Consider the following 16,778-nt stretch of genomic DNA (forward strand, 5'->3'; position numbering starts at 1 on the left):
AATCTGCGTTTGGATTTCGATTGATGAAATAATCAGTCCGACGTTCCGAAAAAAATTTCGCTGAGCGGTATATGGGTAATCCCGGAGCGCCGCTACAGGATTGGTTGTCCGCCTACATCGGGGCACTTGATGCGCGGCGGGGGGTATTCCGTTTAATGGAATAGGAGAGGCAAGAATGCAGGTATCGGACGACGAAAACGGAACACCTGGTGTGGGCATGCTGCAGCGGGCATTCGCCGTGATCCGGGCGCTAGGCAACGATCAGGTGGAGGGAAGTCGCGTCACGGCGCTTGCGAAAGCAGTCGGACTCACGCAGGCCACCGTGCACCGGATTCTTCATGCGCTGATTGCCGAGGGGGTCGTCGAGCAGGACGAGGGCAGCAAGCGCTATCGGTTGAGCGTCGATTTTTTCTCGCTCGCGGCGCAGGCAGGCAACCCAAGCCGCATGCGCGCGCTGTGCCGGCCCGCACTGTTGAGGCTGTGTTCAGGACTCGGCGAAACCATCTTCCTGCTGGTGAAGAGCAGCTTCGATGCAGTGTGCCTCGACATCTGCGAAGGTCCGTTTCCTATTCGCTCCTTCACGGGCGACGTGGGCGGACGCGTGGCCCTGGGCGTAGGACAGGGCAGCCTCGCGATACTGGCATTCCAGCCCGAGGCGGAGCGTGAAGAGATCATTCGCTTCAATGTGCCGCGTCTGCACAGCTATGGCGTGTTCGACGAAGTCTATTTGCGCACCGAGATCGAGCGAGTGCGGACGCAAGGCTACGCGGGACGCAACAGTGGCTTGATCGACGGCATGGCGGGCGTCGCGGTGCCGATTCTCGACCGCTCGGGCCTGGCGATCGGCGCATTGAGCGTCGGCACCTTGTCCACGCGGTTGGGCGAAGACCGTCTGCCGATGGTGGTCGAACTGCTGCGACGCCAGGCCCAGGCGCTCGGCCAGCAGATCAATCCGTTCGATGTCGCCGTGCGGCGGCCGGTACACGGCCTGACTCGCGCAATGGCGACGAAGCCGCTATCCGGATCGGGAGAGTGAGCCTGTGAGCGTGGATTGGCGCTGCCGGCTAGGCGGCGAACCATGAGGAGACGAGCGTATCGTTGGCTCGCATCCAAGCACGCGCGGCTTCCAGCGGCGTTTTTTTCTGAACGTTCACCAGCCAGTCCATGTGCGTCACGCCGTCGATGCCCAGCCGGATGCGTGAAAGCACGCTCACCGTTCGCGCCGGAAGCGTCTGCAAGCGCGCTTGCGGCGCCACCAGCGAGCCCCGATTCTCGCCGCCCAGCACGTGCAGCGGATCGTCGAGCGGCCGCAAGCTGCCACCCTTGTTGAGGTACTGCGGCGTCCACGTCGGGAAGATGAAGCGTTGACGCTGGGCGAGCGCGGTGTCGTGAGCAGCGATCCATTCGCCTTGGGTACCGGGCTGGAAACGATACCCCAGTTCCTCGAGGTCGTACTCGTCCATGGCGATTTCCGAGAGTCTCGTGATCGCCGCGCCGGCGCCGATGCCCTGGATTGACAGGTTCATGTTTTTCATCACGTCCGGCTTGGCCAGATCGGCGATGGAGCGTATCTCCGTCGCTGGAACATAGTCCGGCACAGCCCAGAAAAAGCGCGCGCCCTGATACAGCTCCGCGACTTCCTGCGCGTTCCGGCCGTACTCGGTCCAGTATTCGTTGTGTCCTTCCGGCAGCCAGACTGCCGCCATCAGGTCGATAGCGCCTGCGTCGAGCAGGGGAAACATGCGTTCGTGCGGACCTTCCCGAACCACGACGGTGTGACCCAGCCGCTCCAGCACTTCCTGCACCACGCCGCCGCTCACTGCGTAGAAGCTGAGCGATATCTGTCCGAGCGTGATGGTCTGGAGCTTCTTCGTCTGCGTCTGCGCCGCGACGCGCGTGAACATCGATCCTGCCGCGGCGATCATCAGCGCGCGCCGGCCATGGTTCAGAGGCGCGTGTTCACCATGAAGCCGGTTCCGAGGGTTTTCGTGCTGATGTTCCATCCGACGCTCCTCCGCTTCGATGCGCAAGAACGCGCGATCCATGGCAAGCGCGGCAGAAGCCCGACGCCTTCGTGCAGGCTAGCGTGCTTCATGCTGCGAGCCGCGGGCTCCGTGCGTTCTCGCAAGGCTTCAGAAAAGAGCTTCCGGGCATTCCGCTTTTCAAAGAGACGTTCTGTTCCGAAAAAAACCGGAATGGAAGAGTGATAAAAAAACGGCCAGCTAGGCGGGAAGATTCCATCGCCGCATGTGCCGAAATCAAGAAGCCACATCGCTCCGACGCGCTGGCTTCACGGCCGCAAGCAGCACGATGCCGCTCAGCAGGAGCAGCGGGGCGAGGATGTAGATGGCGTCATCGAGGCTGCCGGTTCTGCTGCGGACGATACCCAGCGCCCACGGATTGACGATGCCGCTCGTAATCCCGATGCTGCTGACGAGCGCGATGCCTGCCGCCGTGTCGCGTGCCGCGAAATGGGTAGGCGGGACGGCCCAGAATACCGGTAACGCTCCGTAGATCGACACGCATGCCACGGTGAGCAACCCCAGCAAGATCACGAGACTGTGCGGATGCAGGGTCAGCGCGCCGAGTGCGACCGCGCCGCCAGCCGTGCAGAGCAGGAAATGCCAGCGGCGTTCGCGGCTATGGTCCGAATGCCTTGCGATGATGATCAGGCCGACGACGCCGATCGCATTCGGGATGACGGAATACAGGCTGACGAGCGCGACGTCATTGACGCCGAAGTCACGAATCATCAGCGGCAGCCAGAAGTTGAGCGTGAGCGATGCGCAGGTCAGCGTGAAATAGACGAACGCGAACAGGTACACCATCGGATTCGCGGCAATAGAGCGTGTAACACGTGTACCGTCCGTTCGCGCGGCTGACGCCGGCACGGCAAGCATCGCGTCCAGACGCGTCTTCTCGGTCTCCGAGAGCCACTTTGCCTCAGCCGGCGAATCAGCCAGGCACACCCGTGCAACAAGGCCGAGCGCCACCGCCGGCAAGCCTTCGAGCGCAAACATCCATTGCCAGCCGAAGAGCCCGAGCATGCCGTTCATGTCGCGCATGATCCATCCCGAGAACAATCCGCCGAGCATGCCGGCGGTCGCGACACCCGCAATGAACACGGACATGATGCCGGCGCGCCGATGCGGCGGAAACCAGTACGTCATGTACAGGATGATGCCCGGAAAAAATCCGGCCTCGAACACGCCGAGCATGAAACGCAACGCGAAATAGGCCGACGGCGTGGAGGCCAGCATCGTGCACATTGCCGTGATTCCGGAAAACAGCATGATGCGCGAGAAGGTCTTGCGCGCGCCGTAGCGTGCAAGCAGCATGTTGCTCGGCACTTCGCAGATCACATAGCCCAGATAGAAGACGCCGGCCGCGAGTCCGTACATGGCGTCGGTGAAGCCGAGGTCGTGCTTCATCTGAAGCTGCGCGAAGCCCACGTTGATCCGTTCCAGAAACAACACGACAAAGCAGGCGAACAGGAACGGCACGATGCGCCAGGTGATCTTGCGATCGAGCACACGGTCTTCGTCAGGCGGATGCGTTCCGGAAACACCGTTCGTCAGCAAAGACTTGATCATGTTCGGGATCGAAGAGTGGGCCGCCGCCGAAGCGTACCGCGCGCGGCGCTTTCTGGGTGGAACGCCATTTTCCGTTTTTTTCCTGAATGGACGGCGTGCGGAACGGCTTTACTTTTGCGAGAAAGCTAGTCTATAACCGGAACATCCTTGAAAAATAATCAACGATGAAAGTCACGCTCGACGAGCTTCAGACCTTTGCCGCCGTGGTCGACACGGGATCCATCACCGCCGCCGCGGAGCAGCTGGATCAGACCGTCTCCGGCGCCAGTCGCACGCTAGGCCGGCTCGAAGAAAAACTTCAGACCACGCTTCTGCGGCGAACCACGCGCCGGCTGGAACTGACGGACGAAGGCAAGAGTTTTCTTCAGAATGCACGTGAAATTATCGATGCGGTCGAGCGCGCGGAGGAGCAGATCGCCGCGCGACGCGAGCGGCCCTCCGGTCTGTTGCGCGTCGATGCCGCGACGCCGTTCATGCTTCATGTCATCGTTCCGCTGCTCGCGGACTATCGTGAACGCTATCCGCACGTGGAGCTCGAACTGAACAGCAATGAAGGCGTGATCGACCTGCTCGAACGCCGCACCGACGTGGCGATCCGCATCGGCAGGCTGAAGGATTCGACGCTGCACAGCCGACCGATCGGCAGCAGCCGGCTGCGTGTGCTCGCGTCGCCCCGCTATCTGGAAGCGCATGGGCATCCGAAGCGCGTCGACGAACTGGCGGATCATGCGCTGCTCGGCTTCACCCAGCCCGAGTCGCTCAATGTGTGGCCGCTTTCGGCGCAAGACAGCGAGCCGTATCGGATCACGCCCGCTATCGCGTCGTCGAGCGGCGAGACGCTGCGGCATCTCGCGCTGGAAGGTCAGGGCATCGTGTGCCTGTCGGACTTCATGACCTTGCTTGACCGGCGCGAAGGCAGGCTCGTGCAGATCCTCGCGCGGCACACACAGGAAGTGCGGCAGCCCATCAACGCGGTCTACTACCGCAACACGGCGATCTCCGCACGAATCGCCTCGTTCGTCGATTATCTGGCCGAAGCCGTCACAACGACGGAGTTCGCGCTCACGGGGCCGCGTCGCGCATCCTGAAGACGCCTTAGCGGCTGCTCAGGAGCGTATCGAAGTCCCGGTCGAGCTTGTTCAGCGAGGTATCGATCCGCGCACGCTTCTCCTTGATCCACTGATCCTGCTGCGCGAGCCTTGCCTTCGCCTCCATGAGCATGCGTTCCATCTCGGCCGGTTGAGGACCGCCCACGGTTCGCCGGTTATTGACGATGGCCACCGGATCGAGCGTCGAACGGAATTCCGCCTCGCTCATTGGCAGCACGCCATTGCCATAGCCGTGCGTGGTGTCCGCATAGATCTTCTGTGCCTGGTCATAGGGGAAGTCGCTGGGCTTGATGTCGTGCGCTCTCGCATATTCCACGACATCCGAAGCAAAGTGATGCCCCAGCCTGAACGGCAGCTTGTATTTACGCATCAGCACGTCGGCGACTTCCTGCGATGCGGTCCAGTCGCTGTTCAATTCTTCCAGTGCCCGGCCCTGGTCGATCACCAGGGCATTGAGGATCGCATTCCACTTTCGCAAGACCGTGATCGCGCCGTTCACCATCTCCTTGTTGTCGCGGACTTCCTTCGCGTCGGGCATGCCCGGCGGCAGATTGTGAGCACGCATCACGGGTCCCATGGCGAGCGTGATGGCGGTGGAGGCATCGGCGCGGGTCGAGTTCAACAAGCCCGGATTGCGCTTCTGCGGCATCGCGCTGGACACATAGGTATTGTTGCCGCCCTCCTGCAACAGGATCCATGGACGCGGCTGCGCATACTGCGTCATCACATCCTCGATGAAACTGCCCGCATGAAGCGCGATGCTCGTGACGATCGCGCCGGCTTCGACAGGATGATCGACCGCGGCGATCTGATGGGCATCGTAGGCGTTATCGACGATGCCGGCGAATCCCAGATACTCCGCCATGCGCGTGCGATCCAGCGGCCAGCTCGTGCCGTTCAGGACCGTGGTTCCCATCGGAGAGAGATCGATGCGTGCGTACGCTTCACGAATGCGTTGCGCGTCGCGATCGAGCGCGGCAGCGTAGCCGAGCAGATAGTGACCGTAGCTGTTCGGCTGTGCCGCGACACCGTTCGTGTAATTCGGCACGATGGTGTGTTCGTGCTTCTGCGCGAGCGCCACGAGCGTCGTGGAGGTCTGGTTCAACTGAGCGGCGAGACGCAGCATGTCGTCGCGCAGGATCGCGGCGCGATAGGTCGCGTGCATGTCCTGGCTCGAACGTCCCGCGTGCAGGAGCGTCACGTCCATGCCGGCCGCCTGGATCATCAGCGGCTCGAAGGTGATGACCGTGGACGGGCGCTTGCCGCCGGGTTGATCGCCATCGTGAAGCACCTTGGCGAGGCCCGCCGCGATGCCGGGCGCGAGAGACTTGTCCAGCAGTCCCTCTTGCGTATTGATGACCGCGCTGGCCTTGTTGATCTCGCCGAGCCAGTAGAACTCGTCGCGGTTCGGGGTTTGCTGTGCCGCTGCGGGCAACGCATGGAAAAGAATCGTGAAAGCGAGCGGTAAGACTTTTTTTCGGAACATGGTCTCGATTTTTTTTGGTCGCTTCGATGGGCATTACGGCTTCCCTGCGTCGTCGCGGCGCGTCGTCAAGACAGCGATTCTAATCGCGTACGCCGCGCCGTGGCGAAGCCGCTATTCGTCCTTTCTCCATCCCCCGCCCAGCGCCGTATAAAGCGTGACCATGTTCGACTGCTGCGCCGCGCGGTCCGTGATCATCTGCGTCTGCGCGGCATAGAGCGTGCGCTGTGCGGTCAGCAGCGTCAGGAAACTGTCCAGCCCGCCGCGATAACGCGCATTCGCGATGTCATAGTAGCGCTGCGCGGCATCGACGTACTGCGCATCCGCTGCCGTCTGATCGATGTAGGTCGAGCGTGCGGCCAGCGCATTCGCCACTTCCTTGAACGCCGTCTGAATCGTGCCTTCGTATGCCGCAACCTGAATGTTCTTCGCGATTTGAGCGGCATCGAGCGTGGCATGCAGACTGCCGGATTCGAAGATCGGCACCGTAATCGACGGCGCAAATGACCACGCGCCGCTCCCTGCTTTGAAGAGCGAAGACAGCGAAGCACTGGCCGTACCGCCGGCGGCTGTCAGCGATACGCTCGGGAAGAATGCCGCGCGCGCCGCGCCGACATAAGCGTTCGCAGCCTTCAACGTGTGTTCCGCTTCGACGATATCGGGACGCTGCGTAAGCAAGGACGACGGCAAATCTTCCGGCACCGCCGCAAACAGCGGCGATTCCGGCAGCGAGCGTGTGTCGGCAAAATCCGCAGGCAGGGGACACCCGATCACCGCAATCAGGTTGTTGCGATCCTGCTCCACCGCACGCGTGTACGACGCGACGCTTGCCATCGCACTCGTGAGCGAGGTGCGCGCCGATTGCACGTCTTCCATCGAACCGCCGCCGAGTTGCGCGGCGCGCAGTGTCGTTTCGTAGGTATCGCGATACGACTGAACCGTGCGTTCGGTGTTCGCCAGCAACGCGCGATCGCCGAGCCATGTCAGGTAGTCCGTTGCGGTGGTCGAGATGAGACTGAGCTGAGTGCTGCGCCGGGCCGCATCGGTGGAGAGGTATTGTTCGAGCGCCTGATCCTTCAGGCTGCGAATGCGCCCGAAGAAGTCGATCTCCCACGCGCTCGCGCCGAGTTCCAGGCTCGCTGCATGGGTCGTCACGCCCGCTGTATGCGACGCGCTCTGCGTGCCCGCCACGGTGATCGAAGGCCCGAGCTCCGCGCGTACGATGCGGTACTGCGCCTCATATTGCGCGACCTGCAACGCAGCCTGGCGCAGATCGCGATTGTTGTTCAGCGCCAGTTCGACCAGCGTGCGCAGTTGATCGTCCTGCACGAAAAGATGCCAGTCAGTGAGGATGTCCGTGGATGCCTGTGTGGCATCGGGCGTGCCGTAATGGGGGTAGGTTGACGGCACCGGCGCCTGGGGGCGCTCATAATGCGGTTCGAGCGTGCATGCGCTCAAGAGGCACAGGGCAAGGCCTGTAATGACGGTGAGGAGCTTATTCATCGCGACCGATCCCCTTCACCAGCACGAAGAACACGGGCACGAAGACGATTGCCAGCAGCGTTGCCGCGATCACACCGCCGAGCACGCCGGTGCCGAGGCTCTCACGACTCGCCGCGCCCGCGCCGCTGGCGAGCGCCATCGGCAGCACGCCGAAGCCGAACGCCAGGGACGTCATCACGATAGGCCGCAAGCGAAGATGCGCCGCCTCGATAGCCGCTTGCCGCAAGCCATAACCGCGCTCCAACAGGGACTTCGCATACTCGACGATCAGAATCGCGTTCTTCGCCGCCAGGCCGATGGTCGTCAGGAGCCCGACCTTGAAGTAGATATCGTCGCTGAAGCCGCGTACATGTGCGGCGATCAACGCGCCCACGATGCCCAGCGGCACCACGAGTATCACGGAGAACGGCACGGACCAGCTTTCGTAGAGACCTGCAAGGCACAGGAACACGACGATAAGGGACAGCGCGTACAGGTAAGTGGCCTGCGCGCCCGCGAGTTGCTGCTGATAGGACTCGCCCGTCCATTCCATTGCGATACCCTGCGGCAACTTCGCCACGAGCGTTTCGATGGCTTTCATCGTGTCGCCGCTGCTGATGCCTTCGGGGCTCTGTGCGGTCATTTCCATCGAGAGGCTGCGGTTGTAGCGCTCGACCTGCGGCGCACCGGTGGTCCAGTGTCCGCTCGCGAAGGCGGAGAAGGGCACCATCTGGCCGTCGTAGCCCGTGGTCGCTGTCGTCGCCGTTGTCGTCGTGGTGCTCGTGGCCGATGCCGCATTGGCCGACGTCACGAACCACTTGCCGATATCCGCAGGCATCATCCGGTACTGTGGCAATGCCTGCACATAGACCTTTTGAATACGGCCCGAGTCCACGTAGTTGTTCACGTAGGAAGAGCCGAACGCGGTCTGCAGCGTGTTGTCGATGTTCTGCGCGCTCACGCCGAGCGCCGCTGCCTTGAGATAGTCGATGTCCACTTCGTATTGCGGTTCGTCGGCCATGCCGGCGGCCCGCATGCCCTCGATGTTCCGGTCCTTCGATGCCGTTGCGATCAACTTCTGCTTCGCCGCCGTCAATGCGGCGTGACCGAGGCCCGCCATGTCCTTCAGTTCGAAGTCCACGCCGCTATAAGTACCGAGTCCATGCACGGCGGGCGGGTTCATTGCGAAGACCTGTGCGGTGTGGATGCCCGCAAAATGCCGGTTGGCCGCCGCGATGATCTCCGCTGCCGTGTGTCCCTGGCCGGTACGCTGGCTCCAGTCCTTGAGGCGCACCATGGCCATCGCCATGTTCTGGCCTTCGCCGGAGAAGCTGAAACCGTCGAGCATGATGATGTCCTCCACATCCGGAAGAGACGTGTAATACGACTCGACCTGTTTCTCGACGCCGTTGGTCTGCACGCTCGAACTTCCTGCGGGCAGGGTGATGAGCGTCATCAGCGTGCCCTGGTCTTCATCCGGCAGAAATGATGACGGCAGATTCCAGTACAGCAGCGCGGCAATGCCGCATATCAGCGCAAAGGGAAGCATCGAACGCAACGGCCGGGCCACGAGCTTCGTGACCCAACGTTCATAGCGGCGCGTGCCTTTCTCGAACGTCCGCTCGAACCATGCGAAGAAACCGCGCCGCTGATGCTCGGGATCGACCGGGCGCAGCAACGTGGCGCACAGCGCAGGCGTGAGCGTCAACGCAAGCAACACCGACAGCAGCATCGCTGAAGTGATCGTCAGCGAGAACTGTCGATAGATCTCGCCAGTGGATCCCGACATGAAGGCCATCGGAATGAACACGGCCGTCAGCACCGCCGTCACGCCGACCAGCGCGCCGCCGATCTCGCGCATCGCCTGCACGGTGGCGTCGAGCGGCGTCGAGCCTGCGCTCAGCAGACGCTCGACGTTCTCCACGACGACAATCGCATCGTCCACCAGCAAGCCGATGGCGAGCACCAGCGCGAACAGCGAGAGCACGTTGATCGTGAAGCCCACCACAGCCATCAGCGCGAAGGTGCCGAGCAGCGCGACGGGCACCACGATGGTGGGTATCAGCGTCGCGCGCAGATTGCCGAGGAACAGATACATCACGAGAAAGACCAGCACGACCGCCTCGATCAGCGTCTTCACCACTTCGGAGATGGAGGCTGAAATGAAGGGCGTCGTGTCGTGCGCGACGGTGATCTTCACGCCGCCGGGCATCTGCTTCTGCAACACGGCGAGTTCCGCCTTCACGGCCTTCGCAACGGTCAACGCATTCGCGCCGCTGGCGAGTTGAATGCCCATCGATGCAGCGGGCTTGCCGTTCAGGCGCGAAGTCATGCCGTACGAATCGCCGCCGACTTCGACGCGGCCCACGTCCTTCAGGTACACCCGCGAGCCGTCGCTGTTCACGCGCAGCAGCACATTGCCGAACTCGTCGCTCGTCTTGAGGAAGCCTTTCGTGACGATGGTCGCGTTGATCGCCTGCGTATCGGTCTGCGGCGCGCCGCCAATCTGCCCGACCGACAACTGCGCGTTCTGATAGCCAATGGCGGTCGTCACATCGCTCGGCATCAGGCCGACACTGCGCAGCTTGACCGGGTCGAGCCAGACGCGCATCGCGTGTTGCGCATTGAAGAGCATGACCTGGCCCACGCCGCTGATCTGCGTGAGCGGATCTTCCACGCGAGTCGCGAGCAGGTTGCAGAGATCGATCGCGTTCATGCGGCCATCGGTGGAGGTCAGCGAGATCACCATCAGAATGTCGGCGGACGTCTTCGTGATCTGAATGCCTTCTTCCTGCACGACAGTCGGCAGCGAGGCATTCGCTTCCTGCACCTTGTTCTGCACCTGCATCGCAGCGACATCCGCGTTCGTGCCGGACTTGAAGGTCAGCGTGATGGTGGCCGTGCCCGCCGAACTGCTCGACGAGGACATGTAGTCCAGGTTGTCGATGCCCACCATGTCCTGCTCGATGACCTGCGTGACGGTGGTCGCGAGCGTATCGGCGGAGGCGCCGGGATAGGTTGCGCTGATGCGGATGGTCGGCGGGGCGATGTTCGGATACTGCTCGACCGGCAGCGTGCGCAAGGACAATGCGCCGATCATCATCACGACGATGGCGATGACCCACGCCAGCACGGGCCGATGAATAAAGAAGCGGGAGAGCATGTTCGGTCACGCTCCCTTTGCAGCGGTCTCGACGGGCGTCACCTTCATGCCCGCGCTGATCGATTGCAGGTTATCCGTGACGATACGGTCGCCCGCGCGCAAGCCACGCGTCACGATCCAGTCCGTTCCGTGCGCCTGTTCCGCCTCGACGTCGCGGCTCTCGACCACGTTCGCGGCATTCACGACGAGGACGGTTGCCGTGCCGCCTGCGCCGCGATTCACGAGCGCCTGCGGCACGAGCAGCGCGTCCTGTTCGCCTTCATCGAGGCGCGCCTGCACGAACATGCCGGGCATCAGTTCATGCTCCGGATTGGGGATCAGCGCGCGCAAGGTGATGGACCCCGTGGTGGCGTCCACCGTGACATCGGAGAACAGCAGCTTGCCGGGATGCGCATAGGCGGCGCCATCTTCGGTCTGCACATTGACCTGCGCCGCGCCGGCCTGCAAGGCGCCCGCGGCCAGCGCCTTGCGCAGGCGCAGCGCTTCCGTGCTCGAGCGCGTGACGTCGAGATAGAGCGCGTCCATCGACTGGATGGTGGCAAGCGCCGTGGTCTGGTCGGCCGTGACGAGCGCGCCTGCCGTGACTGCGGACTTGCCGATCTTGCCATTGATCGGCGCGACGATGCGTGTGCGCGCGAGATTGACGCGCGCCGTTTCCAGCGTGCCGCGATCGGTGACGATATCGGCGCGGGCTTCATCGGCGGCGGCGAGGTTGTTCTCGACATCCTGTTCGCTCACGCCCTTGATCTTCAACAGGTCCTGATAACGCCGTGCCGTGATGTCGGCGGCCTTCGAGGTGGCCATGGCCTTCTGCAAGGTGCCGCGCGCCGTGTCGTACGCGGCCTGGTAGCTGGCCGCATCGAGTTGATAGAGCGGCTCGCCCGCCTTGACCGTCGCGCCTTCGGTGAACAGGCGGCGCTGCACGATGCCATCCACTTGCGGACGCACGTCGGCGACTTCGACGGAGGACAGACGGCCCGACAGGTCATCGACGATATCGATGCGTTGCACAGCCAGCGTCGTGACGCTGACGCGCGGCGCGTCGGATTGCGCGGGCGTGGGCGTTGCGGCGGAGGCGGAAGCGGATGGGTCGTGGCAGGCGGACAGTGCGAGACAGGCGAATGAAGCGAGGGCGATGAAATAAATATTGCGAGTTCTGGGCATGAGATGCAATGACGGAGGCAACGCGCCGATTCAAGGTTGATGGCACGTATCGTTGCCGAAGGCCCAAAGATAGCCCCGAAGCCGTCAAACATCAAATAAGTTATTGATTAATATAGACATTCACATATTGTGTCTGGATTGACATGAAGCGCGGGCGCATTCTGGTGGACAATCCCATGGTTTGCCTTACCACCCCGACCGGCCCTCCATCGACGTGACCGATACCCGCCTCCTGCTCGTCGAAGACGATCCCGACATCAGCGCATCGCTGGCGGACTTCCTGTGCGGCAAGGGTCTAAGCGTGCAGGTCGCGCAGAGCGCGGAAGCGGGACACGAGATGCTCGCGCACGGCGCTTTCGACCTGATCCTGCTCGACGTCATGCTGCCTGGCGAAGACGGTCTGAGTTTCTGCCGGCGTGTGCGCGCGTCAGGTGGTCCGCCCATCATCATGTTGACCGCGCTGTCCGAACCGACCGACAAGGTCGTGGGTCTCGAACTCGGCGCCGACGACTACGTGACGAAGCCGTTCGACCTGCGCGAACTGCTCGCACGCATTCGTGCCGTGTTGCGGCGCGGGCAAACGACGCCTGGCGAAACCGCATCGGCCCGGCAGCCGGCTACGGAACTCGTGATGACGTTCTCCGGCTTCACGTTCTATCCGTACCGTCGTTTTCTACGCTCGCCCAAAGGCCTGCGCGTGCCGCTCACCGGCGCTGAAACCGACCTCTTGCTGGTGTTCTGCCAGCATGCGCGCGAGGTGCTGTCGCGCGAGGCACTCATCGGCCTCACGCGTGGCAAGGACTTTCCAATTGCAGCGCGTTCCGTCGATCTGCTCGTCAGCCGTCTGCGCCGCAAGCTGCAAGGCGACGATCCGCTCGACGATCCCATCCGCACCATGCGCGCCGATGGCTATGCGTTCCAGCCCGAAGTGAAGACCGTCTGATGCCGCGTTTTTTTTCAACCACGCTCGGGCAGATTCTCGCCATCGTTGCGTGTTCGTCGGTGGCGACGTTCCTGCTGTTCATCGCGCTGCTGTTCTATCCGGGTGCGCCGCCGAATCCGCCGTGGCCGTGGCAGACCACCTATCGCATCAGCGCGCTGGTCGGCATTCTGAGGGCGACGCCCGCTGCGGAGCAGGGCCGGGTGCTGGCCGCGTCGGGGATGCCGGCGACATGGACGGATGCACCCGTGCCCTGCGGCAAGACCACACTGGATACGCACGATCTCGAAGCCGCGCTGAAATCCGAACTGCACGATGCAGAAAAACTCACGGTGCGCGCGTGCGATGCCGGCCATCCCGAACGCGACGTGCAAGTGCTGATTCCACTCGGCACGCGCACGCTCGAAATCCACACCGACCGCAGCGAGCGCGAACCGGAACGCTTCACCATTCCGTTTTTTGGCGCGCTGGCATTCCTGTGCGTGGGTGTCGCGGCGTTGTCGGCGTGGGCAGTGTCGCGCGTGATCCGGCCGTTGCGGCGCCTGTCGAGGCAGGCCGATGCGTTTGGCCGCGATATCGCGCTTGCGCCGATCGAAGAAGAAGGGCCGCTGGAAATCCGCCGCGCCGCGCACGCGTTCAATGCCATGCAGGAGCGCATCACGCGCCACATGCAGAGCCGCACGCGCATGCTTGCCGCCATCAGCCACGACCTGCGCACGCCGCTTACGCGCATGCGTCTGCAAGTGGACCGCGAGGACAAGGAACTCGATCGCGCGAAGCTGCAACGCGACATCACACTGATGCAGACGATGGTCAGTTCCGCGCTCGCCTTCCTGACCACCGACACGAGCGCGGAAAAGAAGGAATGGCTGGATGTGGGCGCGCTGCTGGAAACCTTGTGCGACGAGTATGCCGAGTCCGGGGCTGTGATCCGTTACGAAAATCCGGAACGCATTCCGTTTTTTTGTAGACCGGATGCGTTTCAGCGCGTGCTGACGAATCTCATCGAGAACGCCATTCACTTCGGTTCGCTGGTTGTCGTGGTGGCGAGCGTGCGGGGCGGCGAGATCGTCATCGACGTATCGGATGACGGGCCGGGCATTCCGCCCGAGCGTCTGGGCGATGTCGTCGAGCCGTTCGTGCGCCTGGATCCCGCACGTGCGAAGCGGCCCGGCAGCGTGGGGCTGGGCTTGTCGATCGTCGATGAAATCGTGCGCGCGCATGGCGGCACGCTGACCCTCAGCAATCGGGCGCCGACGGGATTGCTGGCGCGGGTGTGCCTGCCCGTGAGCGAGGCAGGCGGCCCGGATTAGGGCGTGTGCTGCACGCCTTCATGTTCGCTTTCGCAAGCACAGGCATAGCCCGGCTTGCCCCAGTTGAACACGCGTGACGTCTTGCCGATGCCCGGATTGAACGAGTTGGTCGGGTCGAGTTGTTCGTAGAACTCGCGCAACGAAGCCTTCGCCTCGTACAGATGCCCGACGTTATGCTCGGCCGGATACTCGGCGCCGCGCGCGGCGAGCAGCGCGAGAATGGCGTCCTTGATGCGCTCGCAGTCCACGCCCTTCTTCACCAGATACTCCTGATGCAGCACGTGGCAGAAGAAGTGGCCGCAGTACATCGTGAACGCGATGTCCTTCGTGATTTCGGGCGGCAGGCGCTCGAACCAGTCGGTGCTATTGCGCGGCAGGGCGATGTCGAGCGCCACGATGTCTTCCACGGTGCGCGGATGCACCGCGCGATAACGGACCATCGCGCCGCCGATTGCGAAGCGGTTGAGAAATGCCGCCTTGCCTTCCTCGTCGGTGCATTCGAAGTAGTCGCCATGCTGCGTCGGAAAGCGCGCTTGCAGATAGGCGCGCGCTTCCTGCACGCCGTCATTGCCCATCTTCAGCAGCAGGTGATGCTCGAAGCGATCGCGGTATTCGATCAGCCTGCGCGGCAGATGCTCGGGCAAAAGCCGGCTCGCGGCCTGCAACAGCCGGTCGCTGATCGTGCCGCCCAGGCCGGCTTTCTCGGTGAAGCCATCGAAACGGCTCTTCGCCGCAAATGCATGCGGCACCTTGTCCGTGCCGAACTTGCGGATATACAGGAACATGTCCTTGCCGTAGCGGCGGGCGATGTCGAACGCGCCGCGATGCATGTATTCACCCGCGATCGGCAAGCTCTCGAAGTCCGCAAGGATGTCGCGGCGGATCGTCTCGAGTTCGGCCGGATCGTTGCTGCCGATATAGAACACCTGCGTGTGTTCGTCCGCCGGGAAGGTGTCGAGCCGCAGCGCGAACACCGCCAGATGTCCCGCCGAGCCGGACGCTTCATAGAGCCTGCGCGGGTCCGCGTTGTAGCGCGCGGGCGTGGCGGCCGAGATATCGCGCACATGCGTGCTGTATTCATGGTCTGACGCCAGCAGCCCGGCGGCAGCCGGAATGTCGTCGGGCAATTCGCCTGCATCGAGACGCGCGAGAATGGCTTCGGCCGCATCGCCCAGATCGATGCCCAAGTGATTGACGAGCTTCAGTTCGCCGTCCGCCGTGATGCGCGCATGGATCGATAACTGCGTGAACGCGGGACCGCGGCGGATCAGCGAGCCGCCCGAGTTATTGCAGATGCCGCCCGTCACCGAAGCGCCGATGCAGCTCGAACCGATCACCGAATGCGGTTCGCGCCGGAGCGGCTGCAAGCGCTTTTCCAGTTGATCGAGCGTCACGCCGGGCTGGCAGATGACCTGCTCGCCATGCCGGATCAGATCGAGCCGGCGCAGCCGCATGCCGTTGATGATGACGACCGGGCGGTCATAGCCTTCGTCCGCCGGCGTCGATCCGCCCGTCAGCCCGGTATTGGCCGCCTGGCAGATGACAATGACGTTGGCCTGGTGACAGGCCTGCAACGCGCGCCACATTTCGACCAGCGTACCGGGCTGCACAGCGGCCAGCACCGCGCCGCCGCCGTAGCGGTAGCCCTGCCGGAAGCGGCGCGTTTCTGTCGCGCCGGTGAAGACGAACTTGCTGCCGACAATGTCGCCGAGCGACTGGATGAGTGCTTGCATGTTGAACGATTCGATTAGGGCACGGGGTTACGTCGCGCTGTCGTCGCCGTGCTGGCTCGCACGGATGTACGACTCCTCGGTGCTGCGTATATGCGTGCGCAGCTCTGTACATGCCTTGCGCACGTTGCCCGCGCGGATCAGCTGCATGATCTCCGAATGCGTGTCGTGGCATGAATCCACACGCTTGTCGTCGGCGGCGAGGCGTGCGCGCAGCGCCTGGATCTTGTCGGCAACGAGTTGATACGCGGCTTGCAGATACGCATTGCCGCAGCGTTCCAGTATCGCGCCATGAAAGCTTGCGTCCTGCAGGCGATGGCGCATGTCGTCGTCGACATCGCCGTCATACCCGAGCTTCAGCGCCGCCGTCAGGCCTTGCGCGAGTCCTTCGGGATCGCCGCGCATCGCCAGTTCGAGCGCCGACAGTTCGATGATCTCGCGAAACCGGCAGATCTCGCGAACCTGATCTTCGGTCGGCTTGAAGACCAGCGTGCCGGATTGCGGCAGCACATCGACGAGACCCTCCAGCTTGAGTTGCAGCAGGGCTTCGCGCACGGGCGTCTTGCTGAAGCCGAACTGGAGCGCCAGCGCGCTCTCCGAGAGCTGGCTGCCGAACGGAAGCTCGCCCTCGACGATGGCATTGCGGATCAGGTCTTTTGCGATGGCCGTCAGCGACTTGGGACGCTCGGCCAGCTTTTCACTCTTCATGTTCATGGGGGCATCGACGATTGCTCGTATGAGCGGAACGGCGCACTCGTTTTGCATGCACCGATTGTCTGTGTGGATATTAGCACGCGCCGC

12 protein-coding genes are annotated in these 16,778 nt (G+C 63.0%); 4 read left to right on the plus strand and 8 right to left on the minus strand.

Annotated elements, in window-relative coordinates; translation table 11 throughout:
- The first annotated feature begins 175 nt into the window (after window positions 1-175).
- A complete protein-coding gene (locus tag QCE88_RS26375) occupies window positions 176-1,036 on the plus strand; it encodes an IclR family transcriptional regulator (RefSeq protein ID WP_309907823.1) in 861 nt (286 codons plus the stop codon).
- A gap of 28 nt (window positions 1,037-1,064) precedes the next feature.
- Here QCE88_RS26375 and QCE88_RS26380 read toward each other — a convergent pair whose 3' ends face one another.
- Both QCE88_RS26380 and QCE88_RS26385 read right to left on the minus strand, forming a co-directional pair.
- Window positions 1,065-2,003 carry a glycine betaine ABC transporter substrate-binding protein gene (locus QCE88_RS26380; RefSeq protein ID WP_309907824.1) on the minus strand — a complete coding sequence of 313 codons (939 nt, stop codon included), beginning with the start codon at window positions 2,001-2,003 and terminating at the stop codon, window positions 1,065-1,067.
- 255 nt (window positions 2,004-2,258) lie between these two features.
- A complete protein-coding gene (locus QCE88_RS26385; protein WP_309907825.1) occupies window positions 2,259-3,593 on the minus strand; it encodes an MFS transporter in 1,335 nt (444 codons plus the stop codon).
- Between the two features lie 164 nt (window positions 3,594-3,757).
- On the opposite strand from QCE88_RS26385, the gene QCE88_RS26390 reads away from it, so the two are divergent.
- Complete coding sequence (locus QCE88_RS26390; protein ID WP_309907826.1) at window positions 3,758-4,681, plus strand: LysR family transcriptional regulator; 924 nt, start codon at window positions 3,758-3,760, stop codon at window positions 4,679-4,681.
- A 7-nt stretch (window positions 4,682-4,688) separates the two neighbouring features.
- Here QCE88_RS26390 and QCE88_RS26395 read toward each other — a convergent pair whose 3' ends face one another.
- The 4 genes from QCE88_RS26395 to QCE88_RS26410 all read right to left on the minus strand — a co-directional run bounded on the left by QCE88_RS26395 (window position 4,689) and on the right by QCE88_RS26410 (window position 11,994).
- Window positions 4,689-6,188 (minus strand): argininosuccinate lyase, encoded by a 1,500-nt coding sequence (locus tag QCE88_RS26395; RefSeq protein WP_309907827.1) that lies wholly within the window; start codon window positions 6,186-6,188, stop codon window positions 4,689-4,691.
- A gap of 111 nt (window positions 6,189-6,299) precedes the next feature.
- Window positions 6,300-7,688, minus strand: a complete 1,389-nt coding sequence (locus QCE88_RS26400; RefSeq protein ID WP_309907828.1) for an efflux transporter outer membrane subunit — start codon at window positions 7,686-7,688, stop codon at window positions 6,300-6,302.
- Window positions 7,681-10,830, minus strand: a complete 3,150-nt coding sequence (locus QCE88_RS26405; protein WP_309907829.1) for an efflux RND transporter permease subunit — start codon at window positions 10,828-10,830, stop codon at window positions 7,681-7,683. The genes QCE88_RS26400 and QCE88_RS26405 overlap by 8 nt, the downstream gene beginning before the upstream one ends.
- Before the next feature lie 6 nt (window positions 10,831-10,836).
- Complete coding sequence (locus QCE88_RS26410) at window positions 10,837-11,994, minus strand: efflux RND transporter periplasmic adaptor subunit (protein WP_309907830.1); 1,158 nt, start codon at window positions 11,992-11,994, stop codon at window positions 10,837-10,839.
- Window positions 11,995-12,175: 181 nt separating this feature from the next.
- Between QCE88_RS26410 and QCE88_RS26415 the strand changes: the two genes are divergently transcribed.
- Together QCE88_RS26415 and QCE88_RS26420 are read left to right on the plus strand one after the other, a co-directional pair.
- On the plus strand, window positions 12,176-12,937 hold the full coding sequence (locus QCE88_RS26415; RefSeq protein WP_309907831.1) for a response regulator transcription factor: 762 nt from the start codon (window positions 12,176-12,178) through the stop codon (window positions 12,935-12,937).
- On the plus strand, window positions 12,937-14,247 hold the full coding sequence (locus QCE88_RS26420; RefSeq protein WP_309907832.1) for an ATP-binding protein: 1,311 nt from the start codon (window positions 12,937-12,939) through the stop codon (window positions 14,245-14,247). Before QCE88_RS26415 ends, QCE88_RS26420 begins: the two co-directional genes overlap by 1 nt.
- On the opposite strand, the gene dld is transcribed toward QCE88_RS26420, so the two are convergent.
- Window positions 14,244-15,980 (minus strand): D-lactate dehydrogenase, encoded by a 1,737-nt coding sequence (dld, locus tag QCE88_RS26425; RefSeq protein WP_309907833.1) that lies wholly within the window; start codon window positions 15,978-15,980, stop codon window positions 14,244-14,246. The genes QCE88_RS26420 and dld overlap by 4 nt on opposite strands.
- Before the next feature lie 27 nt (window positions 15,981-16,007).
- A complete protein-coding gene (locus QCE88_RS26430) occupies window positions 16,008-16,691 on the minus strand; it encodes a GntR family transcriptional regulator (protein ID WP_309907834.1) in 684 nt (227 codons plus the stop codon).
- Window positions 16,692-16,778 lie beyond the last annotated feature (87 nt).

Origin of the sequence: Caballeronia sp. LZ035, assembly GCF_031451175.1 — a bacterium.
Lineage (GTDB): Bacteria > Pseudomonadota > Gammaproteobacteria > Burkholderiales > Burkholderiaceae > Caballeronia.

Coding starts and splice junctions, on each gene's coding strand:
- QCE88_RS26375 (WP_309907823.1), top strand. CDS start 176: ATGCAGGTATCGGACGACGAAAACGGAACACCTGGTGTGGGCATGCTG.
- QCE88_RS26380 (WP_309907824.1), bottom strand. CDS start 2,003: ATGGAACATCAGCACGAAAACCCTCGGAACCGGCTTCATGGTGAACAC.
- QCE88_RS26385 (WP_309907825.1), bottom strand. CDS start 3,593: ATGATCAAGTCTTTGCTGACGAACGGTGTTTCCGGAACGCATCCGCCT.
- QCE88_RS26390 (WP_309907826.1), top strand. CDS start 3,758: ATGAAAGTCACGCTCGACGAGCTTCAGACCTTTGCCGCCGTGGTCGAC.
- QCE88_RS26395 (WP_309907827.1), bottom strand. CDS start 6,188: ATGTTCCGAAAAAAAGTCTTACCGCTCGCTTTCACGATTCTTTTCCAT.
- QCE88_RS26400 (WP_309907828.1), bottom strand. CDS start 7,688: ATGAATAAGCTCCTCACCGTCATTACAGGCCTTGCCCTGTGCCTCTTG.
- QCE88_RS26405 (WP_309907829.1), bottom strand. CDS start 10,830: ATGCTCTCCCGCTTCTTTATTCATCGGCCCGTGCTGGCGTGGGTCATC.
- QCE88_RS26410 (WP_309907830.1), bottom strand. CDS start 11,994: ATGCCCAGAACTCGCAATATTTATTTCATCGCCCTCGCTTCATTCGCC.
- QCE88_RS26420 (WP_309907832.1), top strand. CDS start 12,937: ATGCCGCGTTTTTTTTCAACCACGCTCGGGCAGATTCTCGCCATCGTT.
- dld (WP_309907833.1), bottom strand. CDS start 15,980: ATGCAAGCACTCATCCAGTCGCTCGGCGACATTGTCGGCAGCAAGTTC.
- QCE88_RS26430 (WP_309907834.1), bottom strand. CDS start 16,691: ATGAACATGAAGAGTGAAAAGCTGGCCGAGCGTCCCAAGTCGCTGACG.